Source organism: Sabulicella rubraurantiaca, from assembly GCF_017355885.1.
In the GTDB taxonomy this organism is placed as follows: domain Bacteria; phylum Pseudomonadota; class Alphaproteobacteria; order Acetobacterales; family Acetobacteraceae; genus Roseococcus; species Roseococcus rubraurantiacus.
Genome location: NZ_JAFEUU010000006.1, coordinates 191,568 through 208,018, shown reverse-complemented (window position 1 = coordinate 208,018; position 16,451 = coordinate 191,568). Strand labels below are relative to the sequence as shown.

Annotated in this window: 17 protein-coding genes; 11 read left to right on the top strand and 6 right to left on the bottom strand. The window is 72.3% G+C overall.

The window, feature by feature from the left end:
* Window positions 1–36: 36 nt before the first annotated feature.
* The 6 genes from hpnA to JTJ31_RS12965 all read left to right on the top strand — a co-directional run bounded on the left by hpnA (window position 37) and on the right by JTJ31_RS12965 (window position 6,748).
* Window positions 37–1,035 carry a hopanoid-associated sugar epimerase gene (gene hpnA / locus JTJ31_RS12990; RefSeq protein ID WP_207539084.1) on the top strand — a complete coding sequence of 333 codons (999 nt, stop codon included), beginning with the start codon at window positions 37–39 and terminating at the stop codon, window positions 1,033–1,035.
* The gene (locus tag JTJ31_RS12985) at window positions 1,032–2,162 is read left to right on the top strand and encodes a glycosyltransferase (RefSeq protein ID WP_207539083.1); all 1,131 of its coding nucleotides are present in this window, start codon (window positions 1,032–1,034) and stop codon (window positions 2,160–2,162) included. Before hpnA ends, JTJ31_RS12985 begins: the two co-directional genes overlap by 4 nt.
* A 111-nt stretch (window positions 2,163–2,273) precedes the next feature.
* Window positions 2,274–4,250 carry a squalene--hopene cyclase gene (shc, locus tag JTJ31_RS12980; RefSeq protein ID WP_207539235.1) on the top strand — a complete coding sequence of 659 codons (1,977 nt, stop codon included), beginning with the start codon at window positions 2,274–2,276 and terminating at the stop codon, window positions 4,248–4,250.
* Window positions 4,251–4,305: 55 nt separating this feature from the next.
* Window positions 4,306–5,382 (top strand): SDR family oxidoreductase, encoded by a 1,077-nt coding sequence (locus tag JTJ31_RS12975; RefSeq protein WP_207539082.1) that lies wholly within the window; start codon window positions 4,306–4,308, stop codon window positions 5,380–5,382.
* A gap of 33 nt (window positions 5,383–5,415) precedes the next feature.
* Window positions 5,416–6,327: an isoaspartyl peptidase/L-asparaginase family protein gene (locus JTJ31_RS12970; protein ID WP_207539081.1), complete on the top strand. Its 912-nt coding sequence runs from the start codon at window positions 5,416–5,418 to the stop codon at window positions 6,325–6,327.
* Between the two features lie 46 nt (window positions 6,328–6,373).
* Window positions 6,374–6,748 carry a TSUP family transporter gene (locus JTJ31_RS12965; protein ID WP_207539080.1) on the top strand — a complete coding sequence of 125 codons (375 nt, stop codon included), beginning with the start codon at window positions 6,374–6,376 and terminating at the stop codon, window positions 6,746–6,748.
* Between the two features lie 4 nt (window positions 6,749–6,752).
* Here the strand turns inward: JTJ31_RS12965 and JTJ31_RS12960 are convergent, their stop codons facing one another.
* Window positions 6,753–7,184 (bottom strand): nucleoside deaminase, encoded by a 432-nt coding sequence (locus JTJ31_RS12960; RefSeq protein WP_207539234.1) that lies wholly within the window; start codon window positions 7,182–7,184, stop codon window positions 6,753–6,755.
* A 157-nt stretch (window positions 7,185–7,341) separates the two neighbouring features.
* On the opposite strand from JTJ31_RS12960, the gene JTJ31_RS12955 reads away from it, so the two are divergent.
* From JTJ31_RS12955 to JTJ31_RS12935, 5 genes are all read left to right on the top strand, one after another.
* Window positions 7,342–8,055, top strand: a complete 714-nt coding sequence (locus JTJ31_RS12955; RefSeq protein ID WP_207539079.1) for a gamma-glutamyl-gamma-aminobutyrate hydrolase family protein — start codon at window positions 7,342–7,344, stop codon at window positions 8,053–8,055.
* Window positions 8,048–8,809 carry a pseudouridine synthase gene (locus JTJ31_RS12950; protein ID WP_207539078.1) on the top strand — a complete coding sequence of 254 codons (762 nt, stop codon included), beginning with the start codon at window positions 8,048–8,050 and terminating at the stop codon, window positions 8,807–8,809. The genes JTJ31_RS12955 and JTJ31_RS12950 overlap by 8 nt, the downstream gene beginning before the upstream one ends.
* A 169-nt stretch (window positions 8,810–8,978) precedes the next feature.
* Window positions 8,979–9,530, top strand: coding sequence for a 16S rRNA (guanine(966)-N(2))-methyltransferase RsmD (gene rsmD / locus JTJ31_RS12945; RefSeq protein WP_207539077.1), 552 nt, complete (start codon window positions 8,979–8,981; stop codon window positions 9,528–9,530).
* Complete coding sequence (locus tag JTJ31_RS12940; protein WP_207539076.1) at window positions 9,506–10,552, top strand: glycosyltransferase family 4 protein; 1,047 nt, start codon at window positions 9,506–9,508, stop codon at window positions 10,550–10,552. The genes rsmD and JTJ31_RS12940 overlap by 25 nt, the downstream gene beginning before the upstream one ends.
* The gene (locus JTJ31_RS12935; protein ID WP_207539075.1) at window positions 10,540–11,097 is read left to right on the top strand and encodes a hypothetical protein; all 558 of its coding nucleotides are present in this window, start codon (window positions 10,540–10,542) and stop codon (window positions 11,095–11,097) included. The genes JTJ31_RS12940 and JTJ31_RS12935 overlap by 13 nt, the downstream gene beginning before the upstream one ends.
* On the opposite strand, the gene mutL is transcribed toward JTJ31_RS12935, so the two are convergent.
* The 5 genes from mutL to JTJ31_RS12910 are packed head-to-tail and all read right to left on the bottom strand — an operon-like array spanning window position 11,061 to window position 16,372.
* Window positions 11,061–12,770 carry a DNA mismatch repair endonuclease MutL gene (gene mutL / locus JTJ31_RS12930; RefSeq protein WP_207539074.1) on the bottom strand — a complete coding sequence of 570 codons (1,710 nt, stop codon included), beginning with the start codon at window positions 12,768–12,770 and terminating at the stop codon, window positions 11,061–11,063. The two genes, JTJ31_RS12935 and mutL, sit on opposite strands and share 37 nt — an antisense overlap.
* Window positions 12,771–12,799: 29 nt before the next feature.
* Window positions 12,800–13,999 (bottom strand): glycosyltransferase family protein, encoded by a 1,200-nt coding sequence (locus JTJ31_RS12925; protein ID WP_207539073.1) that lies wholly within the window; start codon window positions 13,997–13,999, stop codon window positions 12,800–12,802.
* Window positions 13,996–14,715, bottom strand: a complete 720-nt coding sequence (locus JTJ31_RS12920) for a nucleotidyltransferase family protein (protein ID WP_207539072.1) — start codon at window positions 14,713–14,715, stop codon at window positions 13,996–13,998. The genes JTJ31_RS12925 and JTJ31_RS12920 overlap by 4 nt, the downstream gene beginning before the upstream one ends.
* A complete protein-coding gene (locus tag JTJ31_RS12915) occupies window positions 14,712–15,314 on the bottom strand; it encodes a D-sedoheptulose 7-phosphate isomerase (protein WP_328805731.1) in 603 nt (200 codons plus the stop codon). The genes JTJ31_RS12920 and JTJ31_RS12915 overlap by 4 nt, the downstream gene beginning before the upstream one ends.
* Window positions 15,302–16,372 (bottom strand): GHMP family kinase ATP-binding protein, encoded by a 1,071-nt coding sequence (locus JTJ31_RS12910; protein ID WP_207539071.1) that lies wholly within the window; start codon window positions 16,370–16,372, stop codon window positions 15,302–15,304. The genes JTJ31_RS12915 and JTJ31_RS12910 overlap by 13 nt, the downstream gene beginning before the upstream one ends.
* Between the last annotated feature and the right edge of the window lie 79 nt (window positions 16,373–16,451).

Here is a 16,451-nt window from a genome sequence, read left to right as displayed (position 1 = left end):
CTGGACGAGGGAAACCTCCCTTGCCAGAACCCTGCCATGCCGCCTTCCATCATCCTGCTCACCGGCGCGACCGGCTTCCTCGGCGCGTCCCTGGCGCGGGAACTCCTCGCCGCCGGGCATCGCGTCCGCGCCTTCGTGCGCCAGGGCACGCCGCGCGACACGCTGTCAGGGCTGGAACTCGACTGGGCGACGGGGTCGCTGACCGACCGGGACTCGCTGCGCAGCGCGGTGGCGGGGGTGGATGCGGTGATCCACGCCGCCGCCGATTACCGCATCTTCGTGCCCGATCCCGAGCGGATGCGGGCAGTGAACGTGGAAGGCACGGAGGCGCTGATGCGCGCGGCGCTGGAGGCGGGGGTGCGGCGCATCGTCCATGTCTCCTCCGTCGCGACGCTGAAGCCCCGCGCGGACGGGCTTCCGGCCACCGAGGCGGATGCGGCGAAGCCCGACGAGGCGATCGGCCCGTATAAGCGCAGCAAGACCGAGGCGGAGCGCGTGGTCGAGGCCCTGGTGCGCGAGGAGGGGCTGCCGGCGGTGATCGTGAACCCTTCCACGCCCATCGGCCCCTATGACCGCCGCCCTACCCCTACGGGCCGCGTGATCTTGGAAGCGGCGCGCGGCAAGATGCCCGCCTATGTCGAGACCGGGCTGAACCTCGTCCATGTGCGTGACTGCGCGGCGGGGGTGGTGGCGGCGCTGGACCGCGGCGCGGTGGGCGAGCGGCACATCCTGGGCGGGCAGGACGTGACCCTTGCGGAGATGTTGCGCTTCATCGCGGCGGAATGCGGCCGTCGCCCGCCCTTCCGGCTGCCGCGCGCCCCGCTCTTCCCGCTGGCCTGGGTGGCGGAGGCGGCGGCGCGGGTGACGGGGGCGGAGCCGATGCTCACCCTGGACGGGCTGCGCATGGCGCGGACCCGGATGTTCTTCGATCCGTCCAAGGCGCAGCGCGTGTTCGGCTTCACCGCGCGGCCCTGGCAGGAAGGGGTGCGCGACGCCATCGCCTGGTTCCGCGAGGCCGGGATGCTCGCCCGATGACGGTGCTGGCGCTGGCGGCGCTGCTGGCCTGGGTCGTGCTGCTCTTCGGGCGCGGCTTCTTCTGGCTGGCGCGCGACGACGACCGCGATGCCGCCTCCCTGCCCGACCCGGCGGAATGGCCCGCTGTCTGCGCCATTATTCCGGCGCGCAACGAGGCGGAGACCATCGCCGCGACGGTCGCGAGTCTTTGCGCGCAGGATTATCCCGGGCGGCTCCGCATCGTGGTGGTGGATGACCGGTCCTCCGACGGCACGGGCGCGCTGGCGCAGGCGGCCGGGGATGAGCGCCTGCGCGTGGTGACGGGCGGCGAGCGGCCGCCCGGCTGGTCCGGCAAGCTGAACGCGCTGCGCCAGGGGTTGGGAGCCGTCGCGGGCGAGGACCATTCGCGTATCCTCTTCACCGATGCCGACATCGTGCACGACCCGGACAGCCTGCGCCGCCTCGTGCAGCGCATGGAGCAGGGGCGGCTGGACCTCGTCTCCCTGATGGCGCGTCTGCGCTGCGAGAGCGCGGCGGAGCGGTGGCTGATCCCGGCCTTCGTCTTCTTCTTCGCCATGCTGTATCCGTTCCGATGGAGCAACAACCCGCGCGCCCGCACCGCCGCCGCGGCCGGGGGCTGCGTGCTTCTGCGCCGCGATGCCTTTGAGGCGCGAGGCGGGCTGGCGCCCATCCGGGGCCGCATCATCGACGATTGCGCCTTGGCCGGGCTGATGAAGCGGGGCGGCGGGCGGCTCTCGCTCGGGCTGACGGAGCGGGTGCGGTCGCTGCGCGCCTATGATGACATCGGCACCATCCGCGCCATGGTGGCGCGCACCGCCTATGCGCAGCTGGGCTACAATCCCGCCATTCTGCTCGGCATGGTGGCGGCGATGGTGCTGGTCTTCCTCGTGCCGCCGCTGCTGGCGATCTTTGCGGAAGGGGCGGCGCGGTGGATCGGGCTGCTGGCCTGGGGGATGATGGCCCTGTCCTTCGCGCCGATGCTGCGCCGCTTCGGCCTGTCGCCGCTGCGTGGCTTCGCCCTGCCGTTGGTGGCAGGGACTTATCTCCTCTTCACCCTGGATTCCGCCCGCGCCGAATGGGCCGGGCGGGGCGGGCTGTGGAAGGGCGAAACCCTGTCCCGCACATGAACACATGGCAAATCAGCGAGATACGCGCTTCCTTGCCCGGGCCTGCAACTGTATCCAGGCGGCTTGGGGAAGCCACCGATCCGTGGGGATGAGGTCAACGACGTGAAGATGATGTCCCAGACGGCCGGTTCCGCCACCGGGGGGGTGGCGGCCGGCGACGCGCTGGACCGCGCAATCCGTTCCGCTGCCGACCACCTGCTGGCGCATCAGAGGCCGGACGGGCATTGGGTGTTCGAGCTGGAGGCGGATGCCACCATCCCGGCCGAATACCTGATGCTCCATCACTTCTTCGGCAACATCCAGCCGGAGCGGGAGGCGGCGATCGGCCGCTACCTGCGCCGCATCCAGGCCGATCATGGCGGATGGCCGCTCTTCCATGGCGGGCCGCTAGACGTCTCCTGCTCGGTGAAGGCCTATCTCGCGCTGAAGCTGATCGGCGACCGTGCCGACGAGCCGCACATGGTCCGCGCGCGCGAGGCGATCCTGGCCGCCGGCGGGGCGGAGAAGTCCAACGTCTTCACCCGTGCGACGCTGGCCATCTTCGGCGCGGTGCCCTGGCGCGCGGTGCCGATGATGCCGCCCGAGATCATGCTGCTGCCGCGCTGGTTCCCCTTCCACATCAGCAAGATCTCCTACTGGGCGCGGACGGTGGTGGTGCCGCTGACCGTGGTGATGGCGCATCGCCCGGTGGCGGCGAACCCGACCGGCGCCACGATCGCCGAGCTGTTCCGCACGCCGCCCGAACAGGTGAAGGAATGGCCCGGCGGCGCCCATCAGCAGGAGCCATGGTCCTCCCTGTTCAAGGGTCTGGACGCGGCGCTGCACCGCGCCCGCTCCATCTTCCCGCGCACCCACCGCGCCCGCGCCGAGGCGGCCTGCGAGCGCTTCGTCACCGAACGCCTGAACGGCGAGGACGGGCTGGGCGCGATCTACCCGGCCATGGCCAATGCGGTGATGATGTATCACTGCCTCGGCGTGCCGAAGGACGACCCGCGCGTCGTCACCGCTTGGCGGTCGGTCGAGAAGCTGGTGAAGGAGCGCGAGGATGGCGAGACCTATGTCCAGCCCTGCCTTTCGCCGGTCTGGGACACCGCCCTGTCCTCCCACGCGCTGCTGGAGGCGGGCGGGCATGAGCAGGAGGTCCGCCAGGGCCTCGACTGGCTGCTCTCCAAGGAGATCCGCGACACGGTGGGCGACTGGTCCTGGCAGCGTCCGGAGCTGAAGCCGGGCGGCTGGGCCTTCCAGTACGAGAACGCGCACTATCCGGACGTGGACGACACCGCCGTGGTGGTGCTGGCCATGGACCGCTATCGCCGCGAGACGGGCGAGGGCTCGGCCGCCATGAATGGCGCGGTGAACCGTGCGGTGGACTGGACGGTGGGGATGCAGTCGCGCGGCGGCGGCTGGGGGGCCTTCGACGCCGACAACACCTTCCACTACCTGAACCACATCCCCTTCGCCGACCATGGCGCACTGCTCGACCCGCCCACCGCCGACGTGTCCGGGCGCTGCCTCGCCATGCTGGCGCAGCTGGGCCGCGGCGACGAGGCGGCGAGCCGCAACGCCATCGAGTACCTGCTGCGCGAGCAGGAGGCCGACGGCTCCTGGTACGGGCGCTGGGGCGTGAACTACGTCTATGGCACTTGGTCGGCGCTGACGGCGCTGAACGCGGCCGGACTGCCGCACGCCCACCCGGCGATCCGCCGCGCCGTGTCCTGGCTCGTTGCCCGGCAGAACGCGGATGGCGGTTGGGGCGAGGACGGGATGTCCTATCCCGCGCGCGGCGGCACGCGGCCGGATGCGCCGCTTCCCGCCCCCTCCTCCGCCAGCCAGACCGCCTGGGCGATCCTGGGGCTGATGGCGGCGGGCGAGGCGGACCACCCGGCGGTGGCGCGCGGCGCCGAATGGCTGATGTCGCGGCAGGGCCCCGATGGCGGCTGGCCGGAGGAGGACTACACGGGCACCGGCTTCCCGCGCGTCTTCTACCTTCGCTACCACGGCTACCGGCGGATCTTCCCGCTCTGGGCCCTGGCGCGGCTGCGAAACCTGCGCCAGTCCAACACGCGGCGCGTCGGGGTGGGGCTCTAACAACTCCCGACGCCGGGGCGTGTTGAGTCGCGGAACCTCTCGAGGGACCGCGACCATGCCCCATCTCAAGCAGCTTTCCCGTCAGGTGATCGTCCTGACGGGCGCCTCCTCCGGCATTGGCCTCGCCACCGCCCGCATGGCCGCCGAGCAGGGTGCAAAGCTGATCCTCGTTGCCCGCAACCGCGATGCGCTGGAAACCCTGGCGGAGGAGTTGCGCGCCAAGGGCACCGAGGCGCAGGCCCTGGCCGGCGACGTCGCGGATCCGGCGACGCATGAGCGCGCGGCGGCGCTGGCGCTGCAGCATTTCGGCCGCATCGATTCCTGGGTGAACGACGCCGGCGCCTTCATCTACGGCCGCGTGGACGAGACGCCGATCGAGGACCAGAAGCGCCTCTTCGACGTGGTCTATTGGGGCACGCTGCACGGCTCGCTCGTCGCGCTGCGGCACCTGAAGGACCGGGGCGGCGCGCTGGTCAATATCGGCTCCGTGCTCAGCGAGCGGGCGATCGCGCTGCAGGGCCCCTATTCGGCGGCGAAATTCGCAGTGAAGGCGATCACGGACACGCTGCGGATGGAGGCGCGCATGGATGGCTCCCGCGCCTCGATCACGCTGATCAAGCCCGGCCCGATCGACACGCCCTACATGGAGCACGCGCGCAACCTCACCGGCGCGCCAGGCACGCGCAACCCGCCTCCGTCCTATCATCCGCGCGTGGTGGCGCGGGCCATCCTGCATGCCTGCACCCATCCGGTGCGCGACCTGACCGTGGGCGGCGGTGGCGCGGCGGTCGCCTGGATGGGCAAGCTTTTCCCTGCACTCACCGACATGGCGATGGTGGCCCTCGCGCGGCCCACGCAGGAATCCGACGATCCCGGCCGCGCGACGCGGCGCGACAACCTCTACCAGCCGAAGGAGGATCTGGCCGAAACCTCCTCCCTGTCCGGCCCGGCGCCGCGCCGCACCTCGCTGCTGCTGGAGATGCAGATGAACCCGCTGGCCGTGGCGACGGCCGGAGTGGCCGGTGCGGCGGCGCTGCTGCTGTTCCAGCAGAGCCGGCGCGGCAGCAGCCACGGCTCGGGGCGCGGCTGGCGCCGGACCGCGCCGCGCCCTACGGGAATGGCCGCGGAATAGGTCGCGGGCACACAGGATCGCCGAGGAGAATTCATGGGCTGGACCATCGCCATCCATGGCGGCGCGGGCACGATTGCTCGCGCGGAGATGAATGCGGAGAAGGAGCAGGCGTATCGCGACGCGCTGCACGCCTCGCTGGAAGCGGGTGCCGCCGTGCTGCGCGAGGGTGGTGCGGCAGAGGAGGCGGTCCTCGCCGCCGTTGCCAGCATGGAGGATTCTCCCCTTTTCAATGCCGGGCACGGGGCCACCCTCACCGCCGCCGGCCATGCCGAGCTGGACGCAGCGCTGATGCTGGACGATGGGCGCGCAGGTGCCATCACCGGGGCGCGCCGCATCCGCAACCCGGTGCGCGCCGCCCAGGCGGTGATGCGCCACACGAAGCACGTGCTGCTGCAGGGCGAGGCGGCGGACGATCTCGCCGCCGAATGCGGCCTCGTCATGGCCGATCCGGGCTACTTCGTCACGCCGCACCGCCTGGCGCAGCTGGAAAAGGCGCAGCAGAGCGGGGAGCTGGTGCTGGACCATGACGGACGCACCGGCACGGTCGGCGCGGTGGCACGCGACGCGACCGGTGCGCTGGCCGCTGCGACCTCCACCGGCGGCATGACCAATAAGCGTCCGGGGCGGGTGGGCGACAGCCCGGTGATCGGCGCCGGGACCTGGGCCGACCCTCGCGTCGCCGTGTCCTGCACCGGCACGGGCGAGGCCTTCCTGCGCTGCGCCGCCGCGCATGAGGTGGCGGCCCGGATGCGCCTCGCCGGCGAGACGCTGGAGCAGGCGACGCGCTTCGTCGTCGAGCAGGCAGTGCCGGAGGCGGGCGGCTCGGGCGGGCTTATTGCGGTGGATGCGGCGGGCAGCTTCGCCCTGCCCTTCAACACGGCGGGCATGTATCGCGGCGCGTGGCGCGAGGGTGATGCACCGGAGGTCGCCATCTTCTGCGACTGATCGGCCGCCAATCTGCCAGAGCGGGATGTCCTCGCGGAGACCCGCCATGATGGGGATCTGTCGCTCCCGTGGCGATGCCGGATTGGCAGGTGAGGTGCTGGGCCTCTTCGGCGGGATCGTGGATGCGATGGGCGGCGGCGGCTGGGGTTCCACCGTCACCTCGACGCTGCTGGGCAAGGGCGATGCGCCACGCAAAGCCGTCGGCTCCGCCAACCTCGCCGAGTTCTTCGTCACCACGGCGGTGACCGCCACCTTCATCTTCACCGTGGGACTGTCGCTCTGGCCGGTCATCGCCGGGCTGGTGCTGGGCGGCGTGCTCGCGGCGCTGGTGGTGCAGCACTTGTCGCCGCGTACGCTGCTGCTGGTGGGCGTGGTAGTGTCGCTGCTGGCGGCGCGAAACCTGCTGGCCGCGCTGCGCTGAGGGCCTAACGCAACCCCGCGAAGAACTCCCGCAGCAGCGCCGCGTTCTCCGCCTCGCGCACGCCGCCCACGACTTCCGGCACGTGATGGCATTGCGGGTGGGCGAAGACGCGCGCCCCGTGTTCTACCCCGCCGGATTTCGGGTCATAGGCGCCGAACACCACGCGGCGCACCCGGAACAGAGAGCTGGCAGCGGCGCACATCGGGCAGGGTTCCAGCGTCACGGTGAGGGTGCAGCCGAGAAGGTGCTTGTCGCCCAGGGCGCGCGCCGCCTCGCGCAGCGCCAGCATCTCGGCATGGGCCGCGGGGTCACGCCATTCCTCCACGCGGTTGCCGGCGCGGGCGAGGACGCGGCCCCGTGCGTCGCTCACCACCGCGCCCACCGGCACCTCGCCGCGCCGGGCGGCGTCGCGTGCCTCCTCCAGCGCAAGGTCCATCATCGTGGCCGCACAGAGGCTATGCCTCCGCGCCCTCGGTCGCCGGGCAGGCTGCTCGGCCCCTCCGGCCGCTTGTCGGAACTGGGTCCACGGGACATCGCGCTTGGCTTGTGCCGTGATGCTGGACGCGGGGGAAGCCGCCGCGTAACCACGGCGCATGAAACGCCCCATCATCGGCCTGACGCTGGATAGCGAACCCGCGGGCGGCTGGTCGAAGCTGCCCTGGTATGCGCTGCGGCAGAACTATTTCACCTCCGTCATCGAGGCGGGCGGCCTGCCCGTTGCCCTGCCCCACGCGCCGGAACTGGCCGCGGACTATCTCGGGACGCTGGACGGCCTCCTGGTGACGGGCGGCGCCTTCGACGTGGACCCCGCGCTGTGGGGCAAGGAACCCCTGCATCCCAAGGCCACGCTGAAGCCCGGCCGTACCGATTTCGAGATCGCCGCGACGCGCGCGGCCCTCCAGCGGGACATGCCGGTGCTGGGCATCTGCGGCGGACAGCAATTGCTGGCCGTGGCGCTGGGCGGCACGCTGATCCAGCACATCCCCGACGAATCGCCGAGCGAGATCCCGCACGAGCAGCCCAACCCCCGCACCGAGCCTGGGCATGACATCGAGGTTGCGCCCGGCACGCTCTTGGCGCGCGTCACCGGCCGGGCGCGCATGGCGGTGAACTCCGCGCATCACCAGGCGGTGCGCGATGTGCCGGAGGGTGTGGTGGTGAATGCCCGCGCCCCGGACGGGCTGATCGAGGGGATCGAGGCGCCGCGCCACCGCTTCGCCCTCGGCGTGCAGTGGCACCCGGAATACGCGGTGGACCCGGCCGACCCCCTCATCCTGCGCGCCTTCGTGGAAGCCTGCCGTGGCTGAGGACGCACCGGAGACCGAACGCGGCGAGCGCATCGCGAAGTGGCTGGCCCGCGCCGGCGTCGCCTCACGCCGCGATGCGGAGCGGCTGATCGCCGAGGGGCGGGTGAAGCTGAACGGCAAGCTGGTCACCCAGCCCGCCACCTTCGTGGGGGCGGAGGATCTGGTGCAGGTGGATGACCGCGCGGTGCACGAGCCGGAGCGCACGCGGCTGTTCCGCTACCACAAGCCCGCCGGCCTCATGACCACGCATCGCGACCCGGAGGGACGCCCCACCGTCTTCGAGCGGCTGCCGCCGGGCCTGCCGCGGCTGATCTCGGTCGGGCGGCTGGACCTCAACTCCGAGGGGCTGCTGCTGCTGACCAATGATGGCGCCCTGTCACGCCGCCTGGAACTGCCGAGCCAGGGCTGGGTGCGGCGCTACCGCGTGCGCGTCTTCGGCCCGGTCGATGAGCGGGCGCTGGCGGCGCTGGCCAGGGGCGTGACGGTGGAGGGCGTGCGCTACGCCCCTATCGAGGCCGGGCTGGACAGCCGCAAGGGCGACAATTCCTGGCTGACCGTGGCGCTGCACGAGGGCAAGAACCGTGAGGTGCGCCGGGTGATGAGCTTCCTGGGCCTGCAGGTCTCGCGGCTGATCCGTGTCGCCTACGGTCCCTTCCAGCTGGGCACCCTGCCCGAGGGCGCGGTGGAGGAGGTGAACCCCAAGGTGCTGCGCGAGCAACTGGGCCTTGCCGCGCCGGTCAGGCGGCGCGGGTGACGCCGCATTGTCCAGCGGCAGGCAAGGTCCGCCGAGCGGGCCAAAGGCCGAGCCGCGCCCCGACACACTGCGCAGCCGGTGCAAAGGTGGCCGCGCGCAAGCCAAGCGGCCGGAGACCGCGCCCGGCGCTTGAGGGCGGGCGAAGCGCCTCGCACCGCGAGGCGATGACATGAGAATTATCTCGGGCCGCTGGAAGGGGCGGAAGCTCCTGGCACCGGAGGGAACTAAGACACGCCCCACCAACGAGCGCGCGCGCCAGGCGCTGTTCGACATGCTCTGGCACGCCCCCTGGGCCGGGCGCGACCGGGTGGAGGGGGCGGAGGTGCTGGACGCCTTCGCCGGCACCGGTGCCCTGGGGATCGAGGCGCTGTCGCGCGGCGCGGCGCGGGCGCATTTCCTGGAGAACCAGCCGGAGGCGCTGGCCGCCTGCCGCGCCAATCTGCGCGCCTGCAAGGGGGCGGAGGGGCGTGTCCTGCCGGCCGACGCGCTGCGCCCGCCCCGTGCCCCCGCGGCCTGCAGCCTGGTCTTCCTCGACCCGCCCTATGGCGAGGGGCTGGTGCCGCGCGCCCTCGAGGCGCTAGGCGCGGCGGGGTGGATCGCCCCGGATGCGCTGATCTGCGCGGAACTCGGCCCGGGCGACGCCCCGCCGGAAGAAGGCTTCGAGACCCTGGCCGAACGCGCGCACGGCAAGGCGCGATGGCACATCCTCACCCCCCGCTGACGGTCGAGACGCTGCTGCTGGTCCTGCCCGCGCCGGAGCGCGGCGGGGCGGAGCGGCAGAGCATGACGGCGGTGGAAGGATTACGGCGGCGGGGGATGCGCGTGCTCGTGGCGGCTTCGCCCGCGCTGGGCTGCGCCTCGCCGGGGCTGGCCCTGCCGCTGGCGCATGATCCGGGGCGGCCTGCGGCCGAGGTGCGACCGCGGCAACGCGCCCTCCTCGCCGCGCTGCTGCGGCGCTGGCGACCCGACGCGGCGCTGGTCTGCTGCCCTCTGCCCGGCGAGGGGCTGGGCGCCATGGAGGCGCTGTCCGAGGCTGGGGTGCCGACGCTGGCCATGCACCACCTCGTCCGCCGCGACTGGATCCTGAGTGGAGAAGAAGCGGCGGCGATGCGGGGGCTGCGCCTGGGCTGGGCCGCGGTCTCGGCCCATGCTGCCCGGCGGCTGGAAGCGCTGGCGGGGCTGCCGGACGTTGAGGTGGCGGTGCTCCACAACCCCCTGCCCGCTTTCGCGCCCCTGCCCCGCCAGCCGGAAGCGCCGCCGCTTCTGGTGCAGGTCGGGCGGTTGGACGGGCGCAAGGGGGCGCATCTGGCGCCGGAGGTGGCGCGGCGCATCGCCCCGGCCCGCCTCGCCCTCGCGGGCGCGGGGCCGCTTGCCGGCACGCTGGCGCCGGCCATCGAACTCGGTCCGATCGAGGACGTGCCGGCGCTGCTCGCCCGGGCCTCGGCCCTCCTCCTCCCCTCCGAACATGAAGGCCAACCTCTGGCGGTGCTGGAGGCGATGGCGGCAGGTTGCCCCGTCATCGCCAGCGCCGAGGCGCTGGAAGCCTGGGACGCCCCGGAGGAATGGGCCTGGGTGGCGCGGCGCGACCCCGAGAGCATCGCCACCGCTATCCGCGCGGTGCTGGATGCACCCGAGGAGGCGGCCTGCAAGGCAGCGCGGGCGCGCGAGGCGGCTTACGGGGAGGAAGCGATGCTGGACCGCCTGGAATCCCTCCTGCTGCGCGAGGCGCTGTGGCCGCGCTGATCCAGGCCGATGCGCTGGGCGTCACCGCCGCACCGGGGCGCTTCACCCTTCCGCTGCCCGGCAGGCCGATGGTGGCTGGCGTGGCGCTTCACGCGGCGCGGCCCGGTGCGCTGCGGGTGGCGCTGCTTTCTAACGGGCCGGAGGTCGTGTCCCTGGAGTCGGAAGGCCCGGCCGGGTGGCGGTTCGTCGCCCTTTCGGGTGCGGGGGTGGCGCTGCAGATCGAGGCCACGGCGCCGCTGACCCGCGCATGGGGAGAGCGGCGCCCGGCGCTGCGCCTCTGGGCCGGGGAAGCGCCGCTTCCCCAATGGCGGGAGGCGGGGCCCGCCCGCCTCGCCGGCCTGCCGCCGCGCGCCCTGCTGCGCCTCGCCGCCGGGGAGGCGGCGCTCGTGCCCTTGCCGGAGGGCTTCGTCCCCGCCCGACTGGACACGCTGCGGGGCGCCGCGCCCCACTGGCAGGTGAAGGGCGGCGCGCTGGTGGTGGAAGCCACCGCGCCCTCCGAATGCGTTATTCAGCTTCGCCCGAAGAGCCTCGCGAAATCCCCCTGAGCCAGCCGCAGGAAGGTCGGCCGCCCGTGCGAGCAGGTGGCGGCGCGCGGCGTCCTCTCCATGGCGCGCAGCAGCGCGTCCATCTCCGCCGGGTTCAGCCGCCGCCCGGCGCGGATGGAGCCATGGCAGGCCAGCCTTGCCAGGGCGGCGTCCAACCGGGCTTCCAGCGCCGTAGCTTCGCCGGATTCCGCCAGTTCCTCCGCTAGGTCGCGCAGCAGCGGCGCGGGGTCCGGCCCGCCGAGCAGGGCCGGCAGGGCGCGGACCAGCACCGCGTCGCGGCCGAATCCCTCGATCTCCAGCCCCAGCCGCTCCAGGGCGGGGGCGGCGTCCAGCAGACGGGCGGCGTGGCGCGTCTCCACCACGGCGGGCAGCAGCAGGGGCTGGGCGCGGACGCCACCCTGCGTCATCTGCTCGCGCAGGCGCTCATGGGTCAGGCGTTCGTGGGCGGCGTGCTGATCCACCAGCACCAGCGCACCATCCGGCGCCTCGGCCAGGATGTAGCAATCCATCACCTGCGCCAGTGGCCGACCGAGGGGCTGGTCCGGCGGAGCGGCTGGCTGCTCCTTCGGCGCCTCCGGCACTTCCTCGCGCGGCGGGGCGGGTGCGAAGCCGAGGGGCAGCGCGGCCTCGGCCACGCCGCGCAGCTGGGCCACGGGGGGCGGGGCAAAGCGCAGCGGCGCCGCGGGGGCCTGCGCCGCCCCCACCCCCAGCGCGCGCCGCAGCGCCGAGATCAGCGCGCCGCGCACCGCGGCCGCGTCGCGGAAACGCAGCTCCGTCTTCATCGGGTGGACGTTCACGTCCACCTCGCGCGCCGGGATCTCCAGGAACAGGGCGCAGGCCGGGTGGCGGCCGGGCGCCATCACGTCCCGGTAGGCGACGCGCAGCGCCGCGCGCAGCATCGGGTCGCGCACCGGGCGGCGGTTGACGACAAGGTGCTGCTCCGCCGCCGTGGGGCGGGAGAATCCTGGCCCGCCCGCGAGGCCGGTGATGGCGGCGACACCGCTCCCCGAAACAGGCAGCGCGGCGGCGGCGAAATCCGGCCCCAGTAGATCCGCGACCCGCCGCTCCCAGCTCGCCGGCTCCAGTCGCAGGACCGGGCGGCCATCCAGCGACAGCTCGAACCCCACCTCCGGCCAGGCCAGGGCAAGGCGGCGCAGCGCCTCGGCGGCTGCCTCGCCCTCGCGCGCGGGGGTGCGGAGGAATTTCCGCCGCGCGGGGGTGGCGAAGAATAGGTCGGTGACCTCGACGCGCGTGCCGGGAGGGCCGGCGGCGGGTCGCGGTGCCTCCTTGCGCCCGGCCTCCGCCGCGATGCTGTGCGCCTCGCCCTCCGGCGGGCGGGAGGTGATGAGCAGGCGTGACACGGCGCCGATGGAAGGCAGCGCCTCCCCCCGGAAGCCCAGCGTGCCGATGCTGAACAGCATCGCCTCCTCCGGCAGCTTGGAGGTGGCGTGTCGCTCGACGCAGAGGGCGAGATCCTCCGGCCCCATGCCGGCGCCGTCATCCTCCACCAGGACGCGACCGATCCCCCCTTCCTCCAGCGCGACGCGGATGCGGCGGGCGCCCGCATCCAGCGCATTCTCCACCAGCTCCTTCACCACGGCGGCCGGGCGCTCCACCACCTCGCCTGCGGCGATGCGGTCGGCGGTGGCGGGCGGGAGGAGGCGGATGGGCATGACGCGCCCTTATGCCACGCCTCGCGCTGTCAGGCGCGGAGGAGGCCCGGAAATCCGTCCTGCGCCAGCCGGTAATAGATCGGCACGAGCCGATCCAGCCGCCGGGACTGCGCCGCCTCCCGAAGATTCTCGACCTGCGCGGCGTAGCGCGCGGCATCGCGGCGCTGGAGGATCCCATCCAGCGCCTGTTCCAGCTCCTCGCCCGTGTCGCGCAGCTCGCCGATGTCGCCATAGGCGCGGAAGAAATGCTCGGTGAGGGGGATGCGCGTGGCGAGCACCGGCTTCCCGAAGGTCAGCGCGTCGATCATCGTGCCCGAGGCCGACAGGTCGTAATAGCCGCGGCGCATCGGCAGGCAGATGTAGTGGAGCCGGCGGAGGCGCTCGACGAACTCGGAACGGGGCAGGTGGCTGGAAGGCGGCTGCAGCAGCACGCCTTCCGGCGCGTCGGGCTGGCTCTTGGCCTTGCTGCCGATGTGGTCGAACTCCACGGCCTCGCCCCAGCGCGCCTTCAGCTTGGCCGCCAGCGTCAGGAAGGTGTCGCCGCCCTTTGCCTGGCTGCCGATGCCGAGGAGGCCGACCCGCACCGGGCCGGAGGAGAGGTCGAGCGGCGTCTGCTCCGACGCTTCCCGCTCATTCACCGGCAGGGGCAGCACGTCGAGGCGGTTCGCCAGGGCCGGGAAGTGCCGCAGGAGTTCCTCCCGGATCGGCTCCTCCAGCAGCAGGTGCCGCGTCGAGACGGGAAAGCGCGTGAGCAGCGCCGCGCGCGTGTCGAGGGCGCGCATCACGGGATTGCGCGGACGCTTGCCCACCGCGTCGCTGAGATTGCCGTGATAGCCGACCTGAAGCCCGACCCGCCCGCGCCGCATTAGCGACGCCGCGGCTGCGGCGAAAGGCGTGGTCGCGGTGGTGGAGATGAGGAAGAGCAGCACGTTCTCCCCGGGCGGCGCGGCGCCGAGGGCGTGCCGCATCATCCGGAATTCGTCGCGCAGCCGCGACAGGCTGACCGTGCCGGGGCTGCCGAAATGATCCTTCGGCAGGGTGATTGTGTCGAAGCGGAGATTGGGCAGCGCCTGCAGTGCCGCGTCCTGCCGCACCTCGGCGAGGTGGTTTTCCTCCGCGAAGAAGCGCACCTCCTCGTTAGGGAAGGCGCGGGTGATGACCTTGATGGTCGAGGTGTTGCCCGGCGCGTGGAAATGCCCCTTCCAGCTCGGCTCGACGATGATGATCATGCGGTCTCGCGCGGGACCGGGCCGGCAGCCCAGGCGGGAATGAGGGTCTGGGCCGCCCGATGATCCTCCGGCGTGCCGATGTCAAGGAAAGGCGCCTGCGTGACGTGGGCCCGCACATCCAGTGGTCCGGGCTCGGCCAGGACGCCGGTTTCCAGGTTGAAGACCTCCGGCATCGGGCGACGCTCCGGCAGGTCGCGGCGGAGGAGATAGACGCCCCCGTTCACCAGGCCTTCGCCGGAGGCGCCCTTCTCCGCAAGGCCGAGCACGCGGTTGCCGTCGAGGCGCATGCTGCCGAACCGGCTGCGATCCTCGACCCGGCGCACGGCCAGCACGAGGTCGGCCGATGGCGCCTCCTCGGCCATGGCGGCCAGCGAGACGCCGAGCCAGGTGTCGCCATTTAGGGCGAAGACCCTGTCCTCCCGGCACTGGCCCAGCGCGGCCCAGAGCGCCCCGCCCGTGCCCAGCGGCACTTCCTCCCGCACATGGAGGATATTCATGCCCGCGAAGCGTGGGCCCACATCCTGCTCGATCCGGTCGCCCATGTAGCCATTGGCCAGCACGACGCGGGCGATGCCCTGCCGCGCCAACGCTTCCAGCAGCCAGAACAGGAAGGGGCGCCCCGCCACGGGCGCGAGTGGCTTGGGAACGTCGCTCACCACCGGGCGCAGCCGCGTGCCGAGGCCGCCGGCAAGCACCACCGCTTCTGCTGGGATCATGACTGCGCTTCGCGCGGGAAGATCTCGGCCTCGACCAGGGCGCAGATCGCGTGGCCCAGAACCTCGTGGCCTTCCTGGATGCGCGGCGTGAGGGGGGACGGCACCTGGAGGCACAGGTCGCAGCGTGAGGCGATCTCGGCCGCGCCAGCCCCGTTGCCGGTGAAGCCCACCGTCACCAACCCCGCCGCGCGCGCCGCCTCCACCGCGCGCAGCACGTTGGGCGAGCGGCCGGAGGTGGTGATGGCGAAGAGCACATCCCCCGCACGGCCGAGCGCCTCCACCTGACGGGCGAAGAGGCGCTCATAGCCGTAGTCGTTGCCGATCGCGGTGAGGATGGAGCTGTCGGTGGTGAGGGCGATGGCGGCGAGGCCGGGCCGGTCGTAGTGGAAGCGCGACACCAGCTCCCCGGCCCAGTGCTGGGCATCGGCCGCCGAGCCGCCATTGCCGCAGATCAGCAGCTTGCCCCCGGCGCGCAGCGAGGTCACGACCAGCGAAGCCGCGCGCGCGGTGGCGGCGCACAGGGCTTCGTCCGCCTCCATCGCTTCCAGGAGGCGTCGCGTGTCCCCGATGGCGTTCCGAACCGAGTCTAGGCCCACCACGAAGTAGCGCCCTCGCTCGTGAAGCGTACGGTTTCCGTCTGGAAGCCATTGTTCTGGAGGGCGCGCAGCACGGAGGCCCGCTTCTCCAGCGGGGCCAGGAACATGATGAACCCGCCGCCCCCCGCGCCCGACACCTTGCCTGCGATCGCCCCCGCGGCAGTGGCCACTTCCATCGCCCTCTCGATGCTGTCGTTGCTGATGCCGGACGCCATCTCGCGCTTGGACGCCCAGCCCGAATTCAGCATCTGCGCGACGGTCGGCAGATCCTCCTTCAGCAGCGCCTTCTTCATCGCGATCGCGCTGGCCTTCAGCTCATGCATAGCTTCCACGGACCGGCCCGCGCCCTGGGACACGTTGCGCGACTGCTCGGCGATGATGGTGGCGCTCTCGCGACTCACCCCGGTGAAGCAGAGGATGGTCTGCGCCTCCAGTTCGGCGATGACGGCCGACTTGATGCGCAGGGGGTTCACCACCACCGCGTTGTCGGCGTGGAACTCCATGAAGTTGAAGCCGCCGAAGGCCGCCGCGTACTGGTCCTGCCGCCCACCGGCAAGGCCCACATCCTCCCGTTCGATGGAGAAGGCGAGCTGCGCCAAGTCGTATTCGCTCAGCGGCAGGTTGAAGAACTCCGTCATGGCCTGCAGCAGCGCCACCACGAGGGTGGAGGAGGAGCCGAGGCCCGAGCCGGCCGGCGCCTCGGAGAAGGTGCTGATCCGCAGGGCCGGCGCCCGCCGGCCACCCAGGAAATCCTGCACCACGCGGTTGTAGACGGCCTTGTGCAGGTCGAGCCTTCCGTCGAAGGGCAGGCGCGCGGCGACCGGCATCTCGACCGCGATCTCTAGATCCTGGCTTTCCAGCTCCAGCATCTGCCCCTGCAGGGGCGATAGGCTGACGTAGATGTAGCGGTCGATCGTGACGTTCATCACGGCCCCGCCATGGATGTCGGCATAGGGGGACACATCCGTCCCACCGCCCGCGAGGCCGAGGCGCAAGGGGGCGCGTGCCCTCACCATGCCCGTCACGTTCACAGCCCTCTGCAACAACTGGAAGTGAGACATGTACCCTGCTTTTCCCTCAGGATGAACGCCAGCGCATTCCCTCTGAGGGAAGCTATACGTTTCTCATAAATGCCTGAAA